Raw genomic sequence first — 21,249 nt, 5'->3', positions numbered from 1 at the left:
GTTTACCTTGTGAGTGCGCGCCGCATGGCGAAGCTGATGGCATCGACCAGCGTCACCAGCAGCAGCATGGCGATGATGACGGTGGCGGCCAGCGGCATCTGGAACAGCGACAGGTGATACTTCAGCATCTGGCCGAGGCCACCGGCGCCGACCACGCCGAGAATCGCGGCGGCGCGGATGTTGTTCTCCCAGCGGTACAGCGTATAGGACATCATCTGCGGCAGCGTTTGCGGCAGCGTGGCGTACATGAAGGCCGCAGTGGCGCTGGCGCCGTTGGTGCGCAGGCTTTGTTCCGGCAGCGGCGCGGCGTTTTCCAGCGAGTCGGCAAACAGGCGTCCCAGCACGCCGGCCGTGTGCGCGCCGAGTGCCAGCGTGCCGCCCAGCGGACCAAGGCCAGCGGCGATCAGCATGATGGAAGCCCATACCAGTTCCGGCACCGAGCGCAGCACGTTCAGCACTGCGCGCATGGCGGCGCGGGGCGCGGCGCCAAAGCGTCCCGACGCCGGCAGCGAGAAGGCCAACCCGAAGATCACGGCCAGCAGCGTACCCAGGCCGGACATGGCCAGCGTTTCAATCGCCGCCCAGAAGGTCTTGGCGAGGAAGCCGCTGGAGGTTTCCGGCGGCGCAAAGCCGGCCAGCAGTTCCATGGTGCTGTTGATGGCGTCGACCGTGAAGAAGTCGCGCCACTTCAATGGCAGCGTGGCGAAGCTGGCGATGATCAGCACCAGCAGCAACAGCATCAGGATGCGCATGGTCCAGTCGCGCGCCGGCGGTTTCGGCATGTCTGGATTCATCCCAGCCTCCTGCGCAGCACTTTGGAGAACTGGTCGGCCAGCGCCACCAGCGCGATGAACACCAGCAGCATGGCGGAGACTTCCGCTCCGTTCATGGCCTTCAGCGATTCATCCATGCGCTGGCCAAGACCGCCGGCGCCGACGAAGCCCATCACCACCGAGCCGCGTATCGCGCATTCCCAGCGGTAGACGGTGTAGGACATCAGTTCCGAGGCGGCTTCCGGCAGCGCGCCATACAGCAGCGCGGCCAATCGCCCGCTGCCATTGGCCAGCAGCGTGTCGCTGGCGTGGGCGTCGGACGATTCGAGAATCTCGGCATATACCTTGCCCAGCATGCCGCAGTAGGTGAGGGCAATCGCCAGCACGCCGGCGGTCGGGCCCAGGCCGATGATACGCACCAGCAGCAGCGCCCATACCAGTTCCGGCACCGAGCGCAGGATCACCATCAGCCAGCGCACCGTCTGGCGCACGAAGACGGCGAGAGGGCGCATGCGGCCCGTGCCCAGCGCGGAAATCGACAGCTGCTCGTTGATGATCAAGGTGGCGGGAATGGCGCCCAGCAGCGCAAGCGTCAGGCCGGCGGTGGCGATGGCCACGGTGTTCCAGGTTTCGCGCACCAGCATGTGCAGGAATTCGGCGTCGTGGGCCGGCACCAGGAAGTCGGCCAGGAAGCGGCCGGTCGCGTTCAGACTTTGTTCGTCAAACAGTATCCACGGCTTGAATTCGGAGATCACCATGGTCGGCCACAGAATCACCAGCGCGGCGACGATGATGAAGATACGGCGGCGCAGGGCGGGATCGCGGTGCACCGCCGCGTGGTTCAGCGTGGCGTCCATTACAGGCAAGCGCCTACGCCGATTGTGACCGCCAGAGCATCGTGACCGTCGCTGTGCGGCGATGCGGCTGGCGGCTGTTCGCCCTGATACAGCGTGGCGATCATCTGCGGCGTGACCTGGTCGCGCGGCAGGTCGAAGGCGATGCGGCCGTCGCGCAGGGCGACGATGCGCTGGAAGTGGCCCAGGGCCAGGTCCACCTGGTGCAGGCTGCAAATCAGCGTGGCGTTGCGCGCTTTGGCTTCTTCGCGCAGCGTGGTCAATGTGAGTTCGGACAGGGCGGGATCGAGCGCGGACAGCGGCTCGTCCACCAGCAGCGACTTGGCCGGCGACAGCAGCAGGCGCGCCAGGCCGCAGCGCTGGCGTTCGCCGCCGGACAGGCGGTCCACGCGCGAATACAGCTTATCTCCCAGATTAAAGCGCGACAGTGCATGCCACGCGGCTTCCGGGTCTTCAGGCTTGAACAGCGACACCAGCGCGCGCCACACACTCCATTGCGGCAGGCGCGCGGCCAGCACCGCCGTCACCACGCGCTGGCGCGGCGGCAGCGGCGGCGTTTGCGGCGCCAGGAACAACTGCGCGCGCAAGCGGTGACGCGCCGCTTCGCCCAGCGCCCACGGCTCGACGCCGAAGGCATGGAAGCTGCCTTCGGACGGCTTGCGGGACAGGGACAGCGTCGCCAGCAGGGTAGTCTTGCCGGCGCCGGAAGGGCCGATCAAGGCCAGTTGCTCGCCTTGTTCGACGGTCAGGTTGATAGCTTGCAGCGCGGGGGCAGAACGCCCGCCGAGGTGGCGGACGGTCAGGTCTTGCAGTTGATACGTTGGCATTTACTTCAGCAGGCCGGCGTTCTTGGCTGCGGCTTCGATGTTCTTGTAGTTGTCTACTTTGGTCGGAATGAACTTGGTGGCGCGTTGCAGGTCCATGATCGCTTTGTCTTCAGGCTTGTTGGCGTCCAGCGCCAGGAAGGCGTCGGTCAGCTTTTTCTTCAGATCGGCGTTCATGTCGGTGCGCACCGACCAGTTGTAATCGTAATAGCCAGGGGTGGTGTAGAACACGCGCACCACGGCTGGATCGACCTTCTTGGCCTCGACCAGTTTTTCCCATACCGAGATATTCAGCGCGCCGGCATCGACCTTGCCACCTGCAACGGCAGCCACGGTGGCGTCATGCGCGCCGGAGAAGGCGATGCGTTTCAGATCGGTGTCCGGATTGATCTTGGCGGCCAGCAGGTAGTAGCGCGGCATCAGGTGGCCGGAGGTCGAGGACTCGGAACCGAAGCTCAGGGTCTTGCCTTTCAGGTCGGCCAGGCTGTTGATGCTCTTGTTGGTGGTGACGAACACCGAACGGAATTTTTCATCTTCGGCGCGCTGCACCAGCGGCGTGATGGCGCCCTTGCTGCGTTCATTGGCCTGCACGAAGGTGAAGCCGCCAAACCAGACCATGTCGACCTTCTTGTTGATCAGGGCTTCCACCGAGGCGGCGTAGTCGGTCACCGGGGTGAATTCGACCTTCATGCCGATTTTCTTCTCCAGATACTCCCCCAGCGGCTTGAACTTGCGTTGCAGTTCGGTCGGCGCTTCGTCCGGGATGGCCGAGACGCGGAACACGTGATCCGCCGATTGTGCTTGCGACCAGGAAGCGGCCAGCATCAGGCTCGTGGCCAGCAGCGATTTAAAGGAGATTTTCATCAGGATTGCCCTTTTATGTGAGAAGTCGCACGGAACTTTTGGTACAGCGCTACAAAATGGATATTCAGCTATCATAGCAAAAATCCCCTCAAGGGATTGCCACCCCCATTAGATAGGTAGGGCATTTATGCAAGTATCCCGCTCCTCGGCGATCCGTGTTGTTTCGCCTCTCGCCAGCAACACCGCGCCTCAGCGGCCCGCGCACGGCAGTGCCGCGGTTATCGAAGAAATCACCGCCGGCTTGCTGGCGCGCGATGCGCATACTTCCCCAAAGTTCCTGTACGACAGCCTAGGTTCCAAGCTGTTCGAGGCCATCTGCGAACTGCCTGAATATTATCCAACCCGTACCGAAGCGAGCATCTTTGCCGCCTATGGCGCCGACATGGCGCAAGCAGTGGGCGATGGCGCATCGCTGATCGATCTGGGCGCGGGCAATTGCGCCAAGGCGGCGGCGTTGTTCCCGCTGCTGAAGCCTGCCCAATACGTGCCGGTCGATATCTCGCGCGACTTCCTGCTTGGTGCGGTGGCGCAGTTGCAGCAGCGCTTCCCGCAGATCGAGATGACGGCGCTGGGACTGGATTTTTCCAGCGGCTTTGAACTGCCGGACAGCGTGCGCAGCGAGCGCCGGGTGTTCTTCTATCCCGGTTCGTCGATCGGCAATTTCTCGCCGGAGCAGGCGGTGACTTTCCTGCGTGGCCTGCGCGCCAATGCCGGCGCCGATGGCGGCCTGCTGATCGGCGTGGACCTGATCAAGGATCATGCAGTGCTGGATGCGGCCTACGACGACGCCTTGGGCGTCACCGGCGCCTTCAACCTGAATATGCTGCGTCACCTGAATCATCTGATTGGCGCGGACTTTGAAATCGACCAGTGGAAGCATGTGGCCTTCTTCAATCCGCAATTGAGCCGGATTGAAATGCACCTGGAAGCGCGTTGTCCTTTGACCGTGACCTGGCGCGGCGGCGAACGCGATTTCGCGCGCGGTGAACGCATCCACACGGAAGACAGCTACAAATATACGCGCCAGTCCTTCGTCACCTTGCTGGAGCGGGCCGGCTTTGCCACCACGCGCATGTGGACCGACACCGATACCTGGTTCGCTGTGATTCATGCCCGGGCCAGCTGACATGGAACGACTTCTCGCGCGCTATGCAGCGGTGCGCAAGCACACGCTGGCGCTGGCGGAGCCGCTGTCCGATGAAGACTGCGGCGCGCAATCGATGCCCGACGCAAGTCCGACCAAATGGCATCTGGCGCACACCACCTGGTTCTTCGAGACGTTTATCCTGGAACGCATGGAGCGCGACTTCGCGCCGTTCCATCCGGCGTTTCGCATCCTGTTCAATTCCTATTACAACGGCATCGGCGAGAAGCATCCGCGCGCCCAGCGCGGCCTGCTGACGCGGCCCGCGATGGCGCAGGTGCGCGCTTACCGCGCCGACGTCGATGCGCGCATCGCCCGCCTGATCGACAGCGCGCCGTCCGCAGAATTGGACATGCTGCTCACGCTCGGCCTGCAGCACGAGCAGCAGCACCAGGAGCTGATGCTCACCGACGTCAAGCACCTGCTGGCGCAAAGCCTGCTGCGTCCTGCTTACATGGAGATACCGCTGCCGGCCGCCGCGCCAGCGGCGCCACTGGCGTGGATTGCCTTCGACGGCGGCCTGACCGAGATTGGCCACAACGGCGACGGCTTCAGTTTCGACAACGAGCTGCCGCGCCACAAGCAATATGTGGCGCCGTTTGCGCTGGCCTCGCGGCTGGTGACGAATGGCGAATACCTCGACTTCATCAACGCCGGCGGCTACTTCAACGCCGCGTTGTGGCTGGCCGAAGGCTGGGATTGGGCCCGCACGCAAACCCTGAAAGCGCCGATTTACTGGTTCCAGGACGAGCAGGGCGCGTGGCAGGAATTCACGCTGCACGGGCCGCAGCCGCTGGACCTGAATCGTCCCGTGACGCACATCTCGCTGTTTGAAGCCGATGCTTACGCCCATTGGGCCGGCGCTCGCTTGCCGACAGAATTTGAATGGGAATACGCGGCCGCGCAGGCGCCGATCGAAACCGGTTCCTTGCATCCGGGCAGCGCCGCCGGTGCTGGCTTGCAGCAGATGTACGGCCATTGCTGGCAATGGACCAGCAGCAGCTACGCAGCCTATCCCGGCTTTGCGGCAGCGGAGGGCGCGCTGGGCGAATACAACGGCAAGTTCATGCTGAACCAATACGTGCTGCGTGGTTCGTCATCGGCCACGCCGCAAGGCCACGCGCGCGCCAGCTACCGCAATTTCTTCCCGGCCGGCGCGCGCTGGCAGTTCAGCGGCATACGGCTTGCGAAGTAATTGACATTGCAGGTCAGATTGCATAATGTGGTGTCCTCTTCAATAGCCTGGCGCTGTGCCGCAGCCTCCCATGACGCAACACTTCTTGAACATCGGGGTTGGCAATGCTGCCTTGCCCGGCTTTGTCTCGGTCTCCCAGGCGCCTGGCGCCGAGCTGCAGCATGACCTGGCACAGGGGCTGCCGTTTGCCGATAACAGCGTGGCCGGCATCCATTGCGAAAACCACCTCGAATATCTGAGTCAGGAACAGGGCTTGCTATTCCTGCGCGAGTGCCGCCGCGTGCTGGCGCGCGGCGGTGTGCTGCGCGTCGTCACGCCGGACCTGGAAGCCATGCTGGCCACCTACATCGCACAGAGCGCGCCCGGCGCGGCGCGGCATGAATGGGTAGACAATCCGGGCGAAGCGCTGAATTTGCAGATGCGGTTCCAGGGACGGCAATGGATTTATAGTGCGCAGGACCTGACCCGCTCTGCCGTGTTGGCAGGGCTGGACGGCGCGGTGCGGCGACAGCCGGACGAGAGTGCGATGGCGCCGCTGGCGGGACAGGCGACCGGCGCAGCCGGCCAGCTGATCATGGAATTTTCGCCGCACCAGCCGCAGATCGACGCCCATCCGCTGGTCAGTATCGTGATTCCCGGCTATCGCGCGACCTACTTCGCGGCGTCGCTGTCGAGCGCGCTGGCGCAGACTTATGACAACCTCGAAATTATCGTGCTGGATGACAGCAGCAATGACGATATCCACCAACTGATCCTGGCCAGCGGCGCCAGCGACCGCGTGCGCTACCTGAGGAACACACCGCCGCTGGGCGAGGGGCATAGCTTGACGCGCGGCATCCGCGAGGCGCGCGGTCAGCTGATCAAGCCCCTGTACGATGACGACGTGCTGCTGCCGCAGTGTGTGGCGCGCATGGTGGAGGGCATGCAGGCCTGTCCCGATGCAACGCTGGTCATCGCGCGCCGCTACACCATCAATTCGGCCGGCGAGCGCTACGCAGAGCAGAAGCTGGCAGTGGCCAACGCCAGCTGTGAAATGAGCGGTCTGAGTCTGGCGGCCTTCACGCTGGCCACCGGCGGCAATTTCATCGGGCCGCCGCCGGCGGTGATGTTCCGCCGGGCCGACGCGCTGACCATGGCGCCCACGGTCATGAGCTTCAGCGGGTTTGAAATCAAGGGCGCCGGCGACGTCGCGCTCTACCTGCACCTGCTGGGACGTGGCGAGTGCGTGTACCTGCATGATCTGCTGAGCGAATTCCGCATGCACGACAACCACACCACCAGCGATCCGGCCATCTACGTGCATGAGCGTCACAGCTGGGCGTTCCTCAAGCATCACGGCAAGCGCCTGGGCCTGCTGCCGGACGACGTCAGTCTGCGCATCAAGCGGTCGCTGTAACGGCTGGCCGCAAAACGCGCCGGCTGCGGTTCGCCAAGCCCCGGAGGCGGTGCTATGATGTAGCATGTTCGATCTAATTCAATACGCCAATAATCCCTGCCTTGCAGGCGACGGCCAGGCGTACAGCTACGCAGAGGTGCAGCTTGAGGCCGACCGTATGGGAGCGGCGGTGCAGGGGCGCCACCTGGTGCTGTGCCTGTGCGAAAACAGCGTGCCGTCCCTGATGGGGTACATCGCCCTGATGGTGCAGGGGCAGGTACCGCTGCTGATCGAGGCCGGCCAGCAAGCGGCGGCAGTGCAGGCCCTAGCGGCGGCCTACCGTCCCGGTTATGTCTGGCTGGACAATGCGCGCAGCGGCGAGCTGGCGGACGCCACGCCGGTGTACCGCTTTGGCCACTATGTATTGCTGAAAACTGCGCTGGCGGAGGCGCCGACAGTGCTGGACGCGCAGCTGCAACTGCTGCTCACCACGTCCGGCTCGACCGGCAGCAGCAAGCTGGTGCGCCTGAGTCGCGCCAATCTGCTGGCCAATGCGGCCGCCATCACCGCCTATCTGGCTATCCGCGCCGATGACGTGGCGGTCACCACCTTACCCTTCAGTTACTCCTTCGGTCTGTCGATTGTGCACACCCATCTGCTGGCAGGCGCGGCGATCCAGGTCACCACGCTGACGCCGCTCAGCCGCGAGTTCTGGGAACTGCTGCAGCAGCAGCGGGTGACCTCGCTGTCCGGCGTGCCCTATACCTACGATATGCTCAAGCGCATCAAGTTCGAGCGCTTCGAGCTGCCGGCGCTGCGCTACCTGAGCCAGGCCGGCGGCAAGATGAGCGAGCAGGGCCTGGCCTACCTGCAGCGGCTGTCGGCCGAGAAAGGCTGGCCCTGCTTTGTGATGTATGGCCAGACCGAGGCCAGCGCGCGCATGGCTTATCTGCCGGCCGCCTGGCTGGAACGCAAGCTGGGCAGCATCGGCCACGCCATCCCCGGTGGACGCTTCGAACTGATTGACGCCGACGGCCAACTGATCGCGGACCCGCGGGTGCCTGGCGAACTGGTCTACTACGGCGCGAATGTGGCACTGGGCTACGCCAGCGGCGCGGCCGACCTGGCGCGCGGTGACGAATGGGGCGGCCGCCTGGCGACCGGCGACGTCGCCTACCGCGACGAGGACGGCTGCTACTACATCAGCGGCCGCCTCAAGCGCTTTGTGAAGGTATTTGGCAACCGCGTCTCGCTGGACGAGGTGGAAGCGCTGCTGCAGGCGGCCTATCCGGGCTGCGAGTTCGTCTGCCATGGCCAGGACGACCACCTGCGCATCGCCTGCGCGGGCGAGGCCGGGCGCGACGGCCTGCTGGCCTTCGTTTCGCGGCAACTGGGCCTGCACCGTAGCGCGATCAGCTGCGCTTTTATCGCTGAGATTCCCCGTTTGGCCAACGGCAAGGTGAATTATAATGCTTTAAATCAATAAGGCTGCTTGCGAATTAATGAACAAAAACATCATCGTTACCGGCGCCACTTCGGGCATCGGCCGGTCCCTGGTGCAAAAACTGGACAGCGAAGGCAACCACCTGATCCTGGTCGGGCGCGTGCCGGACAAGCTGGCTGCGCTGGCCGCCGGTCTGCGCGCAAGCAGCACCTGCGTGGCGCTGGATCTGGCCGACCTCGACAGCCTGGCCGCGCTGGCGCCGCAGCTGCCGGCGCGCATCGACGGTTTTGTTCACGCGGCAGGCCTGGAATCGGTCGAACCGATCAAGCTGGTCCGCTACGACAAGTTCGATCACCTGATGCGTTTGCATGTATATGCGTTCGTTGAGATACTCAAACTCATCGACAAAGCAAAGAAAAAAACCGATGACTACGACACCAGTGTCGTCGCCATCTCGTCGATTGCCTCCGATAACGGCGGCGTCGGGCAGACCATGTATGCGGCGTCCAAGGCGGCGCTGGAGGCGACGGTGCGCGTGCTGGCCAAGGAGCTCGCCGCCAAGCGCATCCGCATCAACGCCGTCAAGCCCGGCATCGTCGACACCGAGATGACGCAGCGCTGGATGCGCCGCATCGGCATGGCCGATAAGGCCGAGGTGGAGCGCCTGCAGCTGAACGGCATGGCCCAGCCGGAAGAGATCGCCAGCCTGATTGCCTTCTTGTTATCGGATCAGGCGCGGCATATCGTGGGAACGCAAATCAAGATCGATGGCGGCGGACCGGCCGGAAAGGTGTTTTAACATGGCAAATCTTAGTTTCGCCAATTACCGTATCGCGGCGGTGGCCAGCAGTGTGCCCAGCCATGTGCGCACCAGCAACGATTTTGCCGCCCAGTACGGCCAGGACGTGGTCGACAAGATCATCAAGAATGTCGGCGTGGTGCAGGGCCACCTGGCCGATGAGTACACCACCACCTCCGACCTGTGCGAGCACGCGGCCAACACCATCATCAACGAGCTGGGCATTGAGCGCGCGTCGATCGACGCCTTGCTGTTCGTCAGCCAGACCCCCGATTACGTGGCGCCGTCCACAGCTTGCGTGTTGCAAGCGCGGCTGGGGCTGTCGGAAGACTGCCTGGCCTATGACATCAACCTGGCCTGCTCGGGCTTTGTGTACGGCATCAGTGCGGCGCTGTCCTATCTGGCCAACAGCGGCATCCAGCGGGTGCTGCTGCTGTGCGGCGACACCGTCAGCAAGCATTGCTCGCCGCAAGACCGCGGCCTGGTCATGCTGTCGTATGACGCCGGCTCGGCGCTGCTGATCGACAAGGATGAGGCCAGCAGCGACCGCGCCATGTTCAAACTGCGCACCATCGGCCAGGGCTACCGCAGCCTGATCGTGCCGTACGGCGGCTACCGGCACCGCATCGGCTCGGCCGAGCGTACCGAGCGCGAGCCGGAGGTGTCGCGGTCCGACTACGACGGTTATATGAACGGCGCCGATGTGTTCCGCTTTTCCATCACCGAAGTACCCAAGCTGGTAAAGGATTTCAAGGCCGATTTCGGCCTCGACTACAGTCAGCTGGACCGCCACGTGCTGCACCAGGCGAATGTCTTTATCATGAAGAATATCGCCAAGCGGGTGGGCATCAGTGACGATAAAATGCCGATCAGCATAGACCGCTACGGCAACACCGGCGCCGCCACCATTCCGCTGACCATCAACGACTGCTACGCGCACGACGCCGACGCCGACGTCAGCGAAACTATTTCCGTGTGCGGCTTTGGTATTGGTCTGTCGCTGGGGGTGGGCGTGATTACTCTGCGCAACACCCGGGTCTTCAAAGTCCGCATCTGCGACACTTACTTTGACGACAACATCGACAACCTGCACAATGAGACCAAGAGCCTGGTTAACAGTTAAAGCGGTGAGAGCGCAACCATGATGGATGTAGTGATTTTTGGCGCCGGCGGGCTGGGGCGGGAAATTTGCGACACGCTGGACGCCATCAACGCCGGCGCGGCGCGCTTCACGCTGCGCGGTTTTATTGACGAGGTCAAGGCGCCGGGCAGCCTGGTCAACGGCGTGCCGGTGCTGGGCGGCGCGGAAGCGCTGGCGGGCCTGGCGGGCCAGGTCGGGATCATCCTCGGCATCGCGGCGCCGGCGGCGCGCCAGCGGCTGCACCAGCAGTACCGGGGACGGTTTGCCTTCCCCAACGTGCTGCACCCGAGCGCGCTGGTGTCGGCCCATGCGGGGCTGGGCGAGGCGATCCTGGTGCAGGCCTACTGCATCGTGGCGGCCAATGCCGCGCTGGGCGACGGCGTCATGATGAATGCCCATTCGGGCGTGGGGCACGATGCGCAGGTGGCGCCGTACTGCGCCATCATGAGTTATTGCGACCTGGCCGGCAACGTCCAGCTGGGCGAGCTGAGCTTTGTTGGCACCGGCGCCAAGGTGATTCCGTCCACTGTGGTGGGGGCGGAGAGTTACCTGTGCGCCGGCGCGGTGGTGTTCAAAAGTGTGGGGGAAAAGTCCAAACTGATGGGGAATCCGGCCAAAATCATCGGATAACCGTCGGATAACAACAAGGAGAGTACAGATGGATATTGCGGAAAAAACCCGGCTGCTGGCCGAAATGCTGGAAGTGGATGCGGCCGAAGTCACGGCCGAGACGCCGCTGGATGCCTACCCGACCTGGGATTCGATGGCCGTGCTGTCGCTGATCGCCCTGCTGGAAGAGCATTTCGGCCGCGCCGACGTGGACGGCACCCAGATCCGCCACATGAAAATAGTTGCAGACGTTTTTAAGGTAATGGAAAAATAATATGAGCAATCTCGAAAAGTACCAGAGCATTTTTAAAGAATCGTTCCAGTACGACGGCGACGTCGAACAACTGATCTACCAGGCCATTCCCGACTGGGACAGCGTCGGCCACATGCAGCTGATGGCTGCGCTGGAAGACGCCTTCGGCATCGAGCTGGACGTGGACGACATCATCGACTTCTCCAGCTTCAAGAAGGGGATCACGATCCTGGCCAAGTACAACGTGGTGATCTGACCATGACCTTGCCTCTGGAATTCGATATCAACGGCATCAAGGCCTGCCAGCGCAACCGGCATCCGCTGCTGTTCGTCGACCGCGTGTTTGACGTCATTCCCGGCGAAAAAGCTTCGGCCGTGAAATGCTTCACCTACAACGAATGGTTTTTCCCGGCGCACTTCGACGACGAACCCAATGTGCCGGGTTTTATCCAGGTCGAGTCGCTGGTGCAGACTTTCATCATGAGCTTTTTGTCGCAGGACGAACTCCGGGGCAAGAAAACCAATTTCCTGAGCATTAACAACGTCAAGTTCAAGCGCAAGATCGTGCCGGGCGATACGCTGACCGTGCACGCCACGCTGACCTCGTTCCGGCGCGGCATCGCCACCGGCAGCGCGGTCAGCTTTGTCGGTGACGCGCCGGCTTGCTCGGCCGACTTCGTGGTGGCCGTGCCGGACATCCTGGACCAGTTCAAGCCCAAGGGTGCCGCATGAGGCTGGCCGACTATGTGTTCGAGACGCTGGCCGACCATGGCGCCGACACGGTGTTCATGGTCACCGGCCGTGGTGCGCTGTTCCTGACCGACGCCGTGGCCAAGTGCAAGCGGCTGCGCCCGGTTTGCGTGCACCATGAACAGGCCGGCGCCTACGCCGCCACCGCGCGCGCGCAGCTGCACAATGCGCCGGGCGTGTGCCTGGTGTCGACCGGCTGCGCCTCGACCAACGCCGTCACCGGCGTGCTCAGCGCCTACCAGGACGGCTTGCCGGTGGTGTTCATCTCCGGCCAGAACGTGCTCAAGGAAACCACCTATTACACTGGCCACAAGCTGCGCACCTACGGCCAGCAGGAAGCCAACATTGTCGAGATCGTCAAGTCCGTCACCAAGTATGCGGTGACCGTGACCGATCCGCGCGACATCCGCCGCCATCTGGAGCAGGCGCTGTACCTGGCCAGCGAAGGCAAGAAGGGGCCGGTCTGGCTGGATATCCCGCTGGACCTGCAAAGCGCGCAGATCGAGCCGGATGAGCTGCCCGGCTTCACGCCCGAGGTAGTGCCGGTGGAGGCGCCGCAGGACGATATCGACTACCTGCGCGCGGCGCTGGCGCAGGCGCAGCGGCCGGTGCTGCTGATCGGCTCTGGCCTGCGCGCGGCCGGTCGCCTGGCCGAGCTGGCCGCGTTTGCCGAAACCAATCAGATTCCCGTGGTCTACACCCCCAGCTCGGCCGACTGCTATCCGCTGTCGCGGCCGCTGTCGGTGGGCTCGCTGGGCAGCATGGGCTGCTCGCGCGCCGGCGCCTTCGCCGTGCAAAACGCCGACTGCCTGGTGGTGCTGGGCAACCGCCTGTCGTCGATCACGACCGGCGTCGATTTGTGCAAGTTTGCGCGCGACGCCAGGACCATCGTGGTGGACATCGATCCCGACGAGCACAGCAAGAACGAGCTGCGCATCGACCGCATGGTGCTGCAGGACCTGGCGACGCTGTTCCCGCGCCTGGGCCCGCAGCGCATCGCCGGCGACACCGCCGCCTGGGTGGCCACCTGCGCGCGCTGGAAGGCGCAGTACGCCGTCGAGCCGTATTTCGCCTCCACCGACCGGGTCGACCTGTACGACCTGACCAACGCCTTGTCCGCCGAGCTGGACGATGACGCCATCGTCATCACCGACTCCGGTCTGATCGAGGTGATCCTGCCGTCCAACCTGAACTTTGGCGGCAGCCGCCGCGCCATCCATCCGGTGTCACAGGGCGCGATGGGCTTTTCCATCCCGGCCGTGCTGGGCGTGGCCGATGCGCAGCGCCAGACCGTGGTGGTGGTCGGCGACGGTTCCTTCATGATGAATATGCAGGAGCTGGAAACCATCCGCGCGCACAAGATCCCGCTCAAGCTGATCGTGGTGAACAACAATGTGTACTCCATCATCCGCCGCCGCCAGAAAGAGCTGTTCCGCAACCGCACCATCGGCACCGATCCCGGCAACGGCGTGACCGTACCCAGCTTCGAGAAGGTGGCGGCGCTGTTCGATTTCGGCTACGTGCGCATTGACGGCATCGCCGGCCTGGCGGAGGGCTTGCGCCAGGTGCTGCGCAGCGACGGCGCGGTGCTGTGCGAAATCATGGGCAAGGACGACCAGGAATATATCGAGGTGTCGCACGCGAAAAACAGCAGCGGCAAGTTCGTGCGCCGCCCGCTGGAAGACCAGTGGCCGTTCCTGGAGCGCGATGCGTTCCTCGCCGAAATGATAGTGCAGACCATCGATCAATAAGGGCAGATCATGAAGTTGAATGACGGCATCATCCTCGAGAACCACGGCAAGCCGTATTTTATTGCTGAGCTCAACACCAGCCATTTCGGCAAGGTGGACATCGCCAAGGACATGATCGTGGCGGCCAAGGCGGCCGGCTGCGATTGCGTCAAGTTCCAGTCGTGGTCGGCCAGCACGCTGTATTCCACCACCTACTACCGGCAGAATCCGGTGGCCAAGCGCTTTGTCGACAAGTTCTCGTTCTCGTCGGAGCAGCAGAAGGAGCTGGCCGAGTTTGCGCGCGCGCAGGGGATTGCGTTTGCATCGACGCCGTATTCGCGCGACGAGGTGGATTTCCTGCTGCAAGAGTGCGGCGTGCCTTTCATCAAGATCGCCTCGATGGAGATCGACAACCTGCCGTACCTGGAGTACATCGCCCGCACCGGCACCGCCATCATCCTGTCCACCGGCATGGCCGACCAGGACGAGATCGACCGCGCGGTGCGCTGCATCCGCGCCGCCGGCAACGACAATGTGTGCGTGCTGCATTGCGTGTCGATTTACCCGGCCGCGCCGTCCACGATCAACCTGAACAATATGCTGACGCTGCGCGAGCGCCATCCGGACCTGGTGATCGGCTATTCCGACCACACGCTGGGCGCGGCCACGCCGACTGCGGCGGTGGCACTGGGGGCGCCGGTGATTGAAAAGCACTTCACGCTGGATGCCGGCAAGATCGGCATGGACAACCAGATGGCGATGGAGCCGGACGCTTTTGGCGCCATGATTATCTCCTGCCGCGAAGCGTGGGAGTCGCTCGGTTCGTTCGAGCGCGTGGTTTCCGAGGCCGAACTGGCGCAGCGCCGCAATATGCGCCGCAGCGTGGTGTCGCGCCGCGCAATTGCCGCCGGTGCCGTTATCACCGCGGAAGATCTGGACTTCAAGCGTCCCGGCGACGGCTTCAGTCCGGCGCAGGTGGACCAGGTGCTGGGCCACAAGGCCTTGCAGGATATCGCCGCCGACGAGGTGATTTACGCCGCCATGCTTGCCTGATGATTGGTCTGACCATTTTGAACCGGTCGCGGCAGAAGACTGTGCTGCTGATCCACGGCCTGTTCACCAGCTCCGGCTATTGGCTGCCTTATCTGACCAGCCTGAAAGAATGCCGGCTGCTGATCCTGGACATCGATTACCGCGCCATCGGCGACATCGGGCCGTATCTGCAGCGGCTGGAAGACGTCATCGTCGCCGAGGCGGGCGGGAAGGTGGATGCAGTGATCGCCCATTCGCTGGGGGCGCTGCTGGCCAGCCGCCTGCCGGCGCCGTTGCGGCAGGCCAGCTATGAACTGTGCCCGGTCTACGGCGCCACACGCCTGGATCCGGAGCATTTTGTGGCCGATATCGGGCAGCGCCTGAAGGCTGCCATGACCGACGCGCAGATCCGCGCGCAGCTGGCGGAGGCGGATGCCGCGCTGGTACGCCACAGCCCGCTCAATCCGGCGGCCCCGGCAACGTCGCGTGGTACGATCTACCTGCCCGATGCCGACCCGTATTTTTCCTATGACCCCGGCGCCGCCAGCCGGGCCTTCAGCGGCGACCATTTTGACGTCACGGCCGCCATGGCGGCGATCGGCAGGGAGTTGTCCGCATGAGCTATTACGACCATTTCGCCGCACTGAACGCCGACCAGCCGTATGGCTTGCCGGCGGCGGAGAAGCAGCGCCTGCTGGTGGCGCTGCTGAACGAACTGACCGCCCACCATGTCCAGCATTCGGCGCCGTACGCCAAAATCGTCGCCAGCCTGGCGCTGCCGGCGGTGGCGCAACGGGTGGAAGAGGTGCCGTTCATCCCGGTGCGGCTGTTCAAGCACCTGGACCTGCTGAGCGTGCCGCGCGCCGAGGTGTTCAAGACGCTGACGTCCAGCGGCACCAGCGGCCAGGCGGTGTCGCGCATCTATCTGGACCGCGAGAATGCGGCCATGCAGACGCGCGTGCTGGGCGCCATCGTCGCCGGCTTCCTGGGCAAGCAGCGCCGGCCGATGGTGGTGGTGGATGCCGACAACCTGCTGGCCGACCGCCGCCAGTTCAACGCGCGCGCCGCCGGCGTGCTCGGCTTCTCGGTGTATGGCAAGGAACACGCCTATGCGCTCGACGCCGGGATGGCGCTCAAGCTGGAGATGCTGGAAGCCTATTGCGACCAGCATCGCGCGCGCGGCATCTATGCCTTCGGCTTCACCTTTGTGGTGTGGAAGTTCCTGTGCCAGGCGCTGGAGCGTCGCGGCAGCCGGCTGGATTTTGGCCCGGACAGCATCCTGATCCACGGCGGCGGCTGGAAAAAGCTGACCGAGGAGAGCGTGTCGAACGAAGTATTCAAGGCCACGCTGCTGGAGCGCGCCGGACTGCGCCGCGTGCACAACTACTATGGCATGGTCGAGCAGACCGGCTCGATCTACATGGAATGCGAGCACGGCCACCTGCACGCCTCCAACTATGCGGACGTCATCGTGCGCGACCCGATCAGCTTCAAGCCGGCCGCAGTCGGCGAGCAGGGCGTGCTGCAGGTGCTCAGCCTGCTACCGCGCAGTTATCCCGGTCATAGCCTGCTGACCGAGGACGTCGGCGTGCTACTGGGTGAAGACGACTGCCCGTGCGGCCGCATGGGCAAATACTTCCACGTGCAAGGCCGCATGCAATCGGCCGAAGTGCGTGGCTGCAGCGATGTGAGGCAGTTCTGATGATGAATGTGCAGTTTTTCGTGCCCGCCGAGGCCAACGGCAGCGATCTCGACACCGTGCTGCGTGACGGCGCCAGCCGCAAGCTGCTGGCGCCGTTCGATCCGGCGCTGGTGGATTTCGTCATCGCGTTCGGCAAGTCCATCTTGCTGGACCGGGAGTCGCGCAACTATCCTGAGCTGGTGGTGCTGGGTAATTTCTTCCGCGCTGCCAATATCGCCAGGCTGAAAGAGGCGCTGGCGACGGACGACGGTTCGGCCTGTTTCGGGCGCGGCCTGGTGTTCCACATCGCGCCTTCCAACGTCGACTCGGTGTTCCTGTACAGCAGCCTGTTGTCCTTGTTGTGCGGTAATGTGAACCTCATCCGGATCTCCCGCAATGCCGGGCCGCAGCTCAGCTTTGTGCTGGCCAAGCTGGCTGCCACGCTGGCGCAATCGGAACTGAAGGGGCGCTTCTATGTGCTGACCTACGAGCATGACGACGCCATCACCATGCAGATTTCCACCCATTGCCACATGCGGGTGGTGTGGGGCGGCGACGCCACGGTGCGCAAGATACGCTCGCTGGCGCTGCGCCCGACCGCGGCCGAACTGTGCTTCCCGGACCGCTTTTCCGCCGCCATGCTGAATGCCGACGCCGTCAACGCGCTCGATGCGGGCGCACTGGACGAGTTGTGCGGCCGTTTCTACAACGACGCCATCTGGTTCGCGCAGCAAGCCTGTTCCTCGCCACGCCTGGTGGCCTGGATCGGCGGCGCCGAGGCCTGTACGGCGGCGCGGCAGCGCTTCTGGCAGGCGTTCGCGCAACTGCTGCCGCACAAGGATTATGAGAATTCGCCCGGCATGGCGATGGACCGCTTTGTCACGGCCTGCCTGGTAGCCACCGAGCCGTCGTACCAGGAAACCTCGGCGCTGCTGTTCCCGACCCGGATATTGCTGGACAATACCCCGTTGGCGGCCGCCAAGCACTACCACTGCGGCAATGGCCTGTTCTACGAGCAGTGCTTTGACGAAGCGCCGGCCTTCCTGCGCACCTTGAGCGACCAGGAGCAGACACTGTCGGTGTTCGGTTACAGCGCGCAGGAGATGGCGCCGTGGCTGGGTGAGCTGCCGATGCGCGCGCTGGACCGCATCACCAAAATCGGCCAGGCGCTGGATTTTGGCGTGATCTGGGACGGCACCAATCTGCTGCAGGCATTTACGCGCCGCATCAGCATTCAGCTGTAGCGGCTCATCCGGCGCTGAGCCGGAACTGGCTGACCACCTGGTTCAGCTCGCCGGCCTGGTCCTGCATGGCCGAGGCGGCTGCGGCGGCCTGTTCCACCAGGGCGGCATTCTGCTGCGTGACCTGGTCCATCTGGCTGATGGCGATGTTGATTTGCTCGATGCCGCTGCTTTGCTCGTGGTTGGCGAGCGTCATTTCTTCCACGATCGCGGTTACCTTGCGCACGCTGTCCTGCACTTCGCTCATGGTGTTGCCGGCCAGGTCGACCAGTTGTGCGCCGGCCGCCACCTTGTCGACCGAGTCGTCGATCAATTGTTTGATTTCCTTGGCGGCGCTGGCCGAACGCTGCGCCAGCGTGCGCACTTCCGACGCCACCACGGCAAAGCCGCGACCCTGTTCGCCGGCGCGCGCCGCTTCCACCGCCGCGTTCAAGGCCAGGATATTGGTCTGGAAGGCGATGCTGTCGATCACACTGATAATATCGACAATTTTGCGCGATGAGTCGTTGATGGCGTTCATGGTGTCCACCACTTGCGCCACCACGGCGCCGCCGCGCTGCGCGACTTCGGTAGCGCTCTTGGCCAACTGGTTGGCCTGCTGCGCGTTGGCGGCGTTCTGCTTGACGGTGCTGGTCAGTTCTTCCATCGAGGCCGCCGTTTCTTCCAGCGAGCTGGCTTGCTCCTCGGTGCGTGATGACAGGTCCATATTGCCGCTGGCGATTTCCGCCGAGGCGGTGTTGATCGCGCCGGTGCCGCTGCGCACGCGGCCGACGATGTTTGACAGGTTGGCGCTCATCTGCGCCATCGCTTCCAGCAGCTGCCCCATTTCATCGCGCTGGCTGCTGCTGATGTGGTGCGTCAGGTCGCCGGCGGCGACCGCGCGTGCCACCCGCAGCGCCTCGCCGATTGGATCGGTGATGGAGCGCGTGACGCGCCACGCAAACGCCAATCCGAGCGCCAGCGCCACCAGTCCAAGCCAGGCCATGATCTGGCGCGCCATCGCGATGTCGTGTTTGACGGCGGCGCCGTTTTCTTCCACCACGGCTTTCTGCAAGTCGTTCAGCGCGCGCACGCTGTCCTGCAGCTTACCCAGCTTGGGTTGCATGTCGCTGCGCAGGAGGTTAAGGGCGGCTTCGCGCTGGCCGTCCGCCAGCAGCTTGCCCACTTGCGTGAACGAGGCCACGTAGGCTTTGCGTTCATCGCCGATGCGCGCCAGCAGCGTCTTGCCTTCGTCACGCGAGACCAGGCGGTTCAGCGTCTCCAGCGCGGTGGTGATGGTTTTCTTGTTGACGTCCATCTCACTCTTGATGGCGGCCAGTCGCGTGGCGTCGTCGGTGGTGAACAGCTCCAGCGTCAGCGCCGAATTGGCGCGGGTGGTGGTGCTGACGGTGGCCGCTGCTTCGGCCTTGACCCAGTCATTGTCGATGATGGTGTCGTTGAGGGAGCTGATGCTGCTCAGCCTTTGCAGGCCGATCCCGATCAGTATCGCCATCAATACCAGGACAGCGCCGAAGGCCACGCCGAGGCGCGCGCCGATTTTCAGATTCGAGATATTCATGCGGCTGCTCCATGTATTGGACATGAAAGCAGTATAGCGGGGAGGGGAGCAATAAGGGTTGCACGGAGGGGACGCCTCCGTGCTAGCTATGTCCTAAGCCTTAGGCCGAGATGGCGCCTTTGGCCTGGTCTTCTTCCGAGCGCACCAGCTGGCGATTGACGGCGCTCAGCACGGCCTTGAAGGAGGCGGTCAGGATGTTGCTGTCGGTGGCCGCACCAAACAGCGTCGGGCCGTTGGCCAGGCGCAGTTCGACGTAGCACGCCGCCTTGGCGTTGGCGCCGGAGCCGATCGAGTGCTCGTGGTAGTCCATCAGTTTGATGTCCAGGCCGAGCGCGTCGACGAAGGCGTCGATCGGACCATTGCCGCCGCCTTGCAGCGCCAGTGGCGCGCCACGGTGCAGCATGGCGATATCGATCTGCACCGGTTCGTCGCTGCTGGTGTCTTCCACCATCTTGTGCGACTGGTAGGCGTACGGCGCGTTCTGCTCGAAGTACTCTTTGCTGAAGATGTTGTAGATGCCTTCGGCGGTGATTTCCAGGCCGGTCTGGTCGGCCACGGCTTGCACCGCGCGGCTGAACTCAATCTGCAGGCGGCGCGGCAGCACCAGGCCGAAGTCCTGTTCCAGCAAGTAGGCCATGCCTCCTTTGCCGGACTGGCTGTTGACGCGGATGACGGCGTCGTAGCTGCGGCCCAGGTCTTGCGGGTCGATCGGCAGGTAAGGAATCTCCCAGATCGCGCCTTCCTGTTGTTTGGCGAAGCCTTTCTTGATCGCGTCCTGGTGCGAACCGGAGAAGGCGGTGAATACCAGGTCGCCCACATATGGGTGACGCGGGTGCACCGGCAACTGGTTGCATTCTTCAACCACCTTGCGCACTTCGTCGATGTCGGAGAAGTCCAGGCCGGGATTGACGCCTTGCGTGTACAGGTTGAGCGCCAGCGTCACCAGGTCGACGTTGCCGGTGCGTTCACCGTTACCGAACAGGCAGCCCTCGACGCGGTCGGCGCCGGCCATCACCGCCAGTTCCGCCGAAGCGACAGCGGTGCCGCGGTCGTTGTGCGGGTGGACCGAGATAATCAGCGAATCGCGGCGCGCCAGCTTGCGCGACATCCATTCGATCTGGTCGGCGTAGATATTCGGCGTGCTGCATTCCACGGTGGACGGCAGGTTGATGATCAGTTTTTTGTTCGGGGTTGGCTCGAAGATGGCGCTGACGGCGTCGCAGATATGCTTGGAGAAGTCCAGCTCCGTGGTGGAGAACGACTCCGGCGTGTACTCGTAGCCCCAGTCGGTGTCTGGATGCTGCCTGGTCAGTTCCTTCACCAGCTTGGCGCCGGTGGTGGCGATGTTGGTGATCTCTTCGCGCGACATGCCAAACACCACTTTGCGGAACACTGGCGCCACCGAGTTATACAGGTGGACGATGGCGCGCTTGGCGCCGACGCAGGATTCCACGGTGCGGCGGATCAGCTCTTCGCGCGACTGGGTCAGCACGATGATGGTGACGTCGTCCGGGATGCGGTTCTCGTCAATCAGCTTGCGCACGAAATCGAAGTCGGTCTGCGACGCCGAAGGGAAGCCCACTTCGATTTCCTTGATGCCGATCTTGATCAGCAGGTCGAAGAAACGCAGTTTTTTCTCGATGCTCATTGGCTCGATCAGCGCCTGGTTACCGTCGCGCAGGTCGGTGCTCATCCAGATTGGCGGTTTGCTGATGACGGCGTTCGGCCAGCTGCGGTCGGACAATTGGACGGCTGGGAAGGGACGGTATTTGCTCGCTGGGTTCTGCAACATCATGGTAATGCTCCTGGATCGGGAATATAGGGGACTGGCTAAACGATGTGGCGAAAGGCTGCGGCGCGGCCACGGGATACTAGGCGCGGCAACCGATCGGTAGTTTTAGCAGTAGCGACAAGGCTGGGAGCATCGGTACAACTTTCCTGGATTTTGTGAAGACGGTGCGGCTTATGGCCGGCACGGGGTA

21 protein-coding genes are annotated in these 21,249 nt (G+C 63.6%); 15 read left to right on the top strand and 6 right to left on the bottom strand.

The annotated features are described in order from the left end of the window. Window positions 1-2: 2 nt before the first annotated feature. Genes phnE through GTP69_RS25575 form a run of 4 tightly spaced genes read right to left on the bottom strand, consistent with a single transcriptional unit; the run spans window position 3 to window position 3,315 of the window. Window positions 3-794, bottom strand: coding sequence for a phosphonate ABC transporter, permease protein PhnE (gene phnE, locus GTP69_RS25590; protein WP_161057527.1), 792 nt, complete (start codon window positions 792-794; stop codon window positions 3-5). Continuing rightward, on the bottom strand, window positions 791-1,630 hold the full coding sequence (locus tag GTP69_RS25585) for a PhnE/PtxC family ABC transporter permease (protein WP_161057526.1): 840 nt from the start codon (window positions 1,628-1,630) through the stop codon (window positions 791-793). Before GTP69_RS25585 ends, phnE begins: the two co-directional genes overlap by 4 nt. Further along, entirely contained in the window at window positions 1,630-2,454 is an 825-nt protein-coding gene (locus tag GTP69_RS25580; RefSeq protein ID WP_161057525.1) for a phosphonate ABC transporter ATP-binding protein, read from the bottom strand. Before GTP69_RS25580 ends, GTP69_RS25585 begins: the two co-directional genes overlap by 1 nt. After that, complete coding sequence (locus GTP69_RS25575; protein WP_161057524.1) at window positions 2,455-3,315, bottom strand: putative selenate ABC transporter substrate-binding protein; 861 nt, start codon at window positions 3,313-3,315, stop codon at window positions 2,455-2,457. It lies immediately after the preceding gene. Between the two features lie 127 nt (window positions 3,316-3,442). Here GTP69_RS25575 and egtD point away from each other — a divergent pair, with 127 nt between their 5' ends. The 15 genes from egtD to GTP69_RS25500 all read left to right on the top strand — a co-directional run bounded on the left by egtD (window position 3,443) and on the right by GTP69_RS25500 (window position 17,712). Continuing rightward, entirely contained in the window at window positions 3,443-4,441 is a 999-nt protein-coding gene (gene egtD / locus GTP69_RS25570; RefSeq protein WP_161057523.1) for an L-histidine N(alpha)-methyltransferase, read from the top strand. A 1-nt stretch (window position 4,442) separates the two neighbouring features. Further along, window positions 4,443-5,654 carry an ergothioneine biosynthesis protein EgtB gene (egtB, locus tag GTP69_RS25565; protein ID WP_161057522.1) on the top strand — a complete coding sequence of 404 codons (1,212 nt, stop codon included), beginning with the start codon at window positions 4,443-4,445 and terminating at the stop codon, window positions 5,652-5,654. Window positions 5,655-5,724: 70 nt separating this feature from the next. After that, the gene (locus GTP69_RS25560; RefSeq protein ID WP_161057521.1) at window positions 5,725-7,050 is read left to right on the top strand and encodes a glycosyltransferase; all 1,326 of its coding nucleotides are present in this window, start codon (window positions 5,725-5,727) and stop codon (window positions 7,048-7,050) included. Window positions 7,051-7,114: 64 nt separating this feature from the next. Beyond that, window positions 7,115-8,515 carry an AMP-binding protein gene (locus GTP69_RS25555; protein WP_161057520.1) on the top strand — a complete coding sequence of 467 codons (1,401 nt, stop codon included), beginning with the start codon at window positions 7,115-7,117 and terminating at the stop codon, window positions 8,513-8,515. A gap of 16 nt (window positions 8,516-8,531) precedes the next feature. Beyond that, complete coding sequence (locus tag GTP69_RS25550; RefSeq protein WP_161057519.1) at window positions 8,532-9,272, top strand: SDR family NAD(P)-dependent oxidoreductase; 741 nt, start codon at window positions 8,532-8,534, stop codon at window positions 9,270-9,272. Window position 9,273: 1 nt separating this feature from the next. Further along, complete coding sequence (locus tag GTP69_RS25545) at window positions 9,274-10,395, top strand: ketoacyl-ACP synthase III (RefSeq protein ID WP_161057518.1); 1,122 nt, start codon at window positions 9,274-9,276, stop codon at window positions 10,393-10,395. Between the two features lie 18 nt (window positions 10,396-10,413). Next, on the top strand, window positions 10,414-11,043 hold the full coding sequence (locus GTP69_RS25540) for a PglD-related sugar-binding protein (RefSeq protein ID WP_161057517.1): 630 nt from the start codon (window positions 10,414-10,416) through the stop codon (window positions 11,041-11,043). A gap of 28 nt (window positions 11,044-11,071) precedes the next feature. Continuing rightward, window positions 11,072-11,296 carry an acyl carrier protein gene (locus GTP69_RS25535; RefSeq protein WP_161057516.1) on the top strand — a complete coding sequence of 75 codons (225 nt, stop codon included), beginning with the start codon at window positions 11,072-11,074 and terminating at the stop codon, window positions 11,294-11,296. A gap of 1 nt (window position 11,297) precedes the next feature. Continuing rightward, a complete protein-coding gene (locus GTP69_RS25530; RefSeq protein ID WP_161057515.1) occupies window positions 11,298-11,531 on the top strand; it encodes an acyl carrier protein in 234 nt (77 codons plus the stop codon). A gap of 2 nt (window positions 11,532-11,533) precedes the next feature. Beyond that, window positions 11,534-12,007: a 3-hydroxyacyl-ACP dehydratase FabZ family protein gene (locus GTP69_RS25525; protein ID WP_161057514.1), complete on the top strand. Its 474-nt coding sequence runs from the start codon at window positions 11,534-11,536 to the stop codon at window positions 12,005-12,007. After that, on the top strand, window positions 12,004-13,776 hold the full coding sequence (locus tag GTP69_RS25520; protein ID WP_161057513.1) for a thiamine pyrophosphate-binding protein: 1,773 nt from the start codon (window positions 12,004-12,006) through the stop codon (window positions 13,774-13,776). The genes GTP69_RS25525 and GTP69_RS25520 overlap by 4 nt, the downstream gene beginning before the upstream one ends. A 9-nt stretch (window positions 13,777-13,785) precedes the next feature. Then, window positions 13,786-14,808 (top strand): N-acetylneuraminate synthase family protein, encoded by a 1,023-nt coding sequence (locus GTP69_RS25515; protein WP_161057512.1) that lies wholly within the window; start codon window positions 13,786-13,788, stop codon window positions 14,806-14,808. Next, on the top strand, window positions 14,808-15,407 hold the full coding sequence (locus GTP69_RS25510) for an alpha/beta fold hydrolase (protein ID WP_161057511.1): 600 nt from the start codon (window positions 14,808-14,810) through the stop codon (window positions 15,405-15,407). Before GTP69_RS25515 ends, GTP69_RS25510 begins: the two co-directional genes overlap by 1 nt. After that, window positions 15,404-16,489, top strand: a complete 1,086-nt coding sequence (locus tag GTP69_RS25505) for a LuxE/PaaK family acyltransferase (RefSeq protein ID WP_161057510.1) — start codon at window positions 15,404-15,406, stop codon at window positions 16,487-16,489. Before GTP69_RS25510 ends, GTP69_RS25505 begins: the two co-directional genes overlap by 4 nt. Then, a complete protein-coding gene (locus tag GTP69_RS25500; RefSeq protein WP_161057509.1) occupies window positions 16,489-17,712 on the top strand; it encodes an acyl-CoA reductase in 1,224 nt (407 codons plus the stop codon). The genes GTP69_RS25505 and GTP69_RS25500 overlap by 1 nt, the downstream gene beginning before the upstream one ends. A gap of 4 nt (window positions 17,713-17,716) precedes the next feature. Here GTP69_RS25500 and GTP69_RS25495 read toward each other — a convergent pair whose 3' ends face one another. Then, window positions 17,717-19,267, bottom strand: a complete 1,551-nt coding sequence (locus GTP69_RS25495) for a methyl-accepting chemotaxis protein (RefSeq protein ID WP_161057508.1) — start codon at window positions 19,265-19,267, stop codon at window positions 17,717-17,719. Between the two features lie 100 nt (window positions 19,268-19,367). Then, on the bottom strand, window positions 19,368-21,062 hold the full coding sequence (leuA, locus tag GTP69_RS25490; RefSeq protein WP_161057507.1) for a 2-isopropylmalate synthase: 1,695 nt from the start codon (window positions 21,060-21,062) through the stop codon (window positions 19,368-19,370). Between the last annotated feature and the right edge of the window lie 187 nt (window positions 21,063-21,249).

This window comes from Duganella levis (assembly GCF_009857605.1).
In the GTDB taxonomy this organism is placed as follows: Bacteria; Pseudomonadota; Gammaproteobacteria; order Burkholderiales; family Burkholderiaceae_D; genus Rugamonas; species Rugamonas levis.
This window is presented reverse-complemented; position numbering and strand designations above follow the sequence as displayed.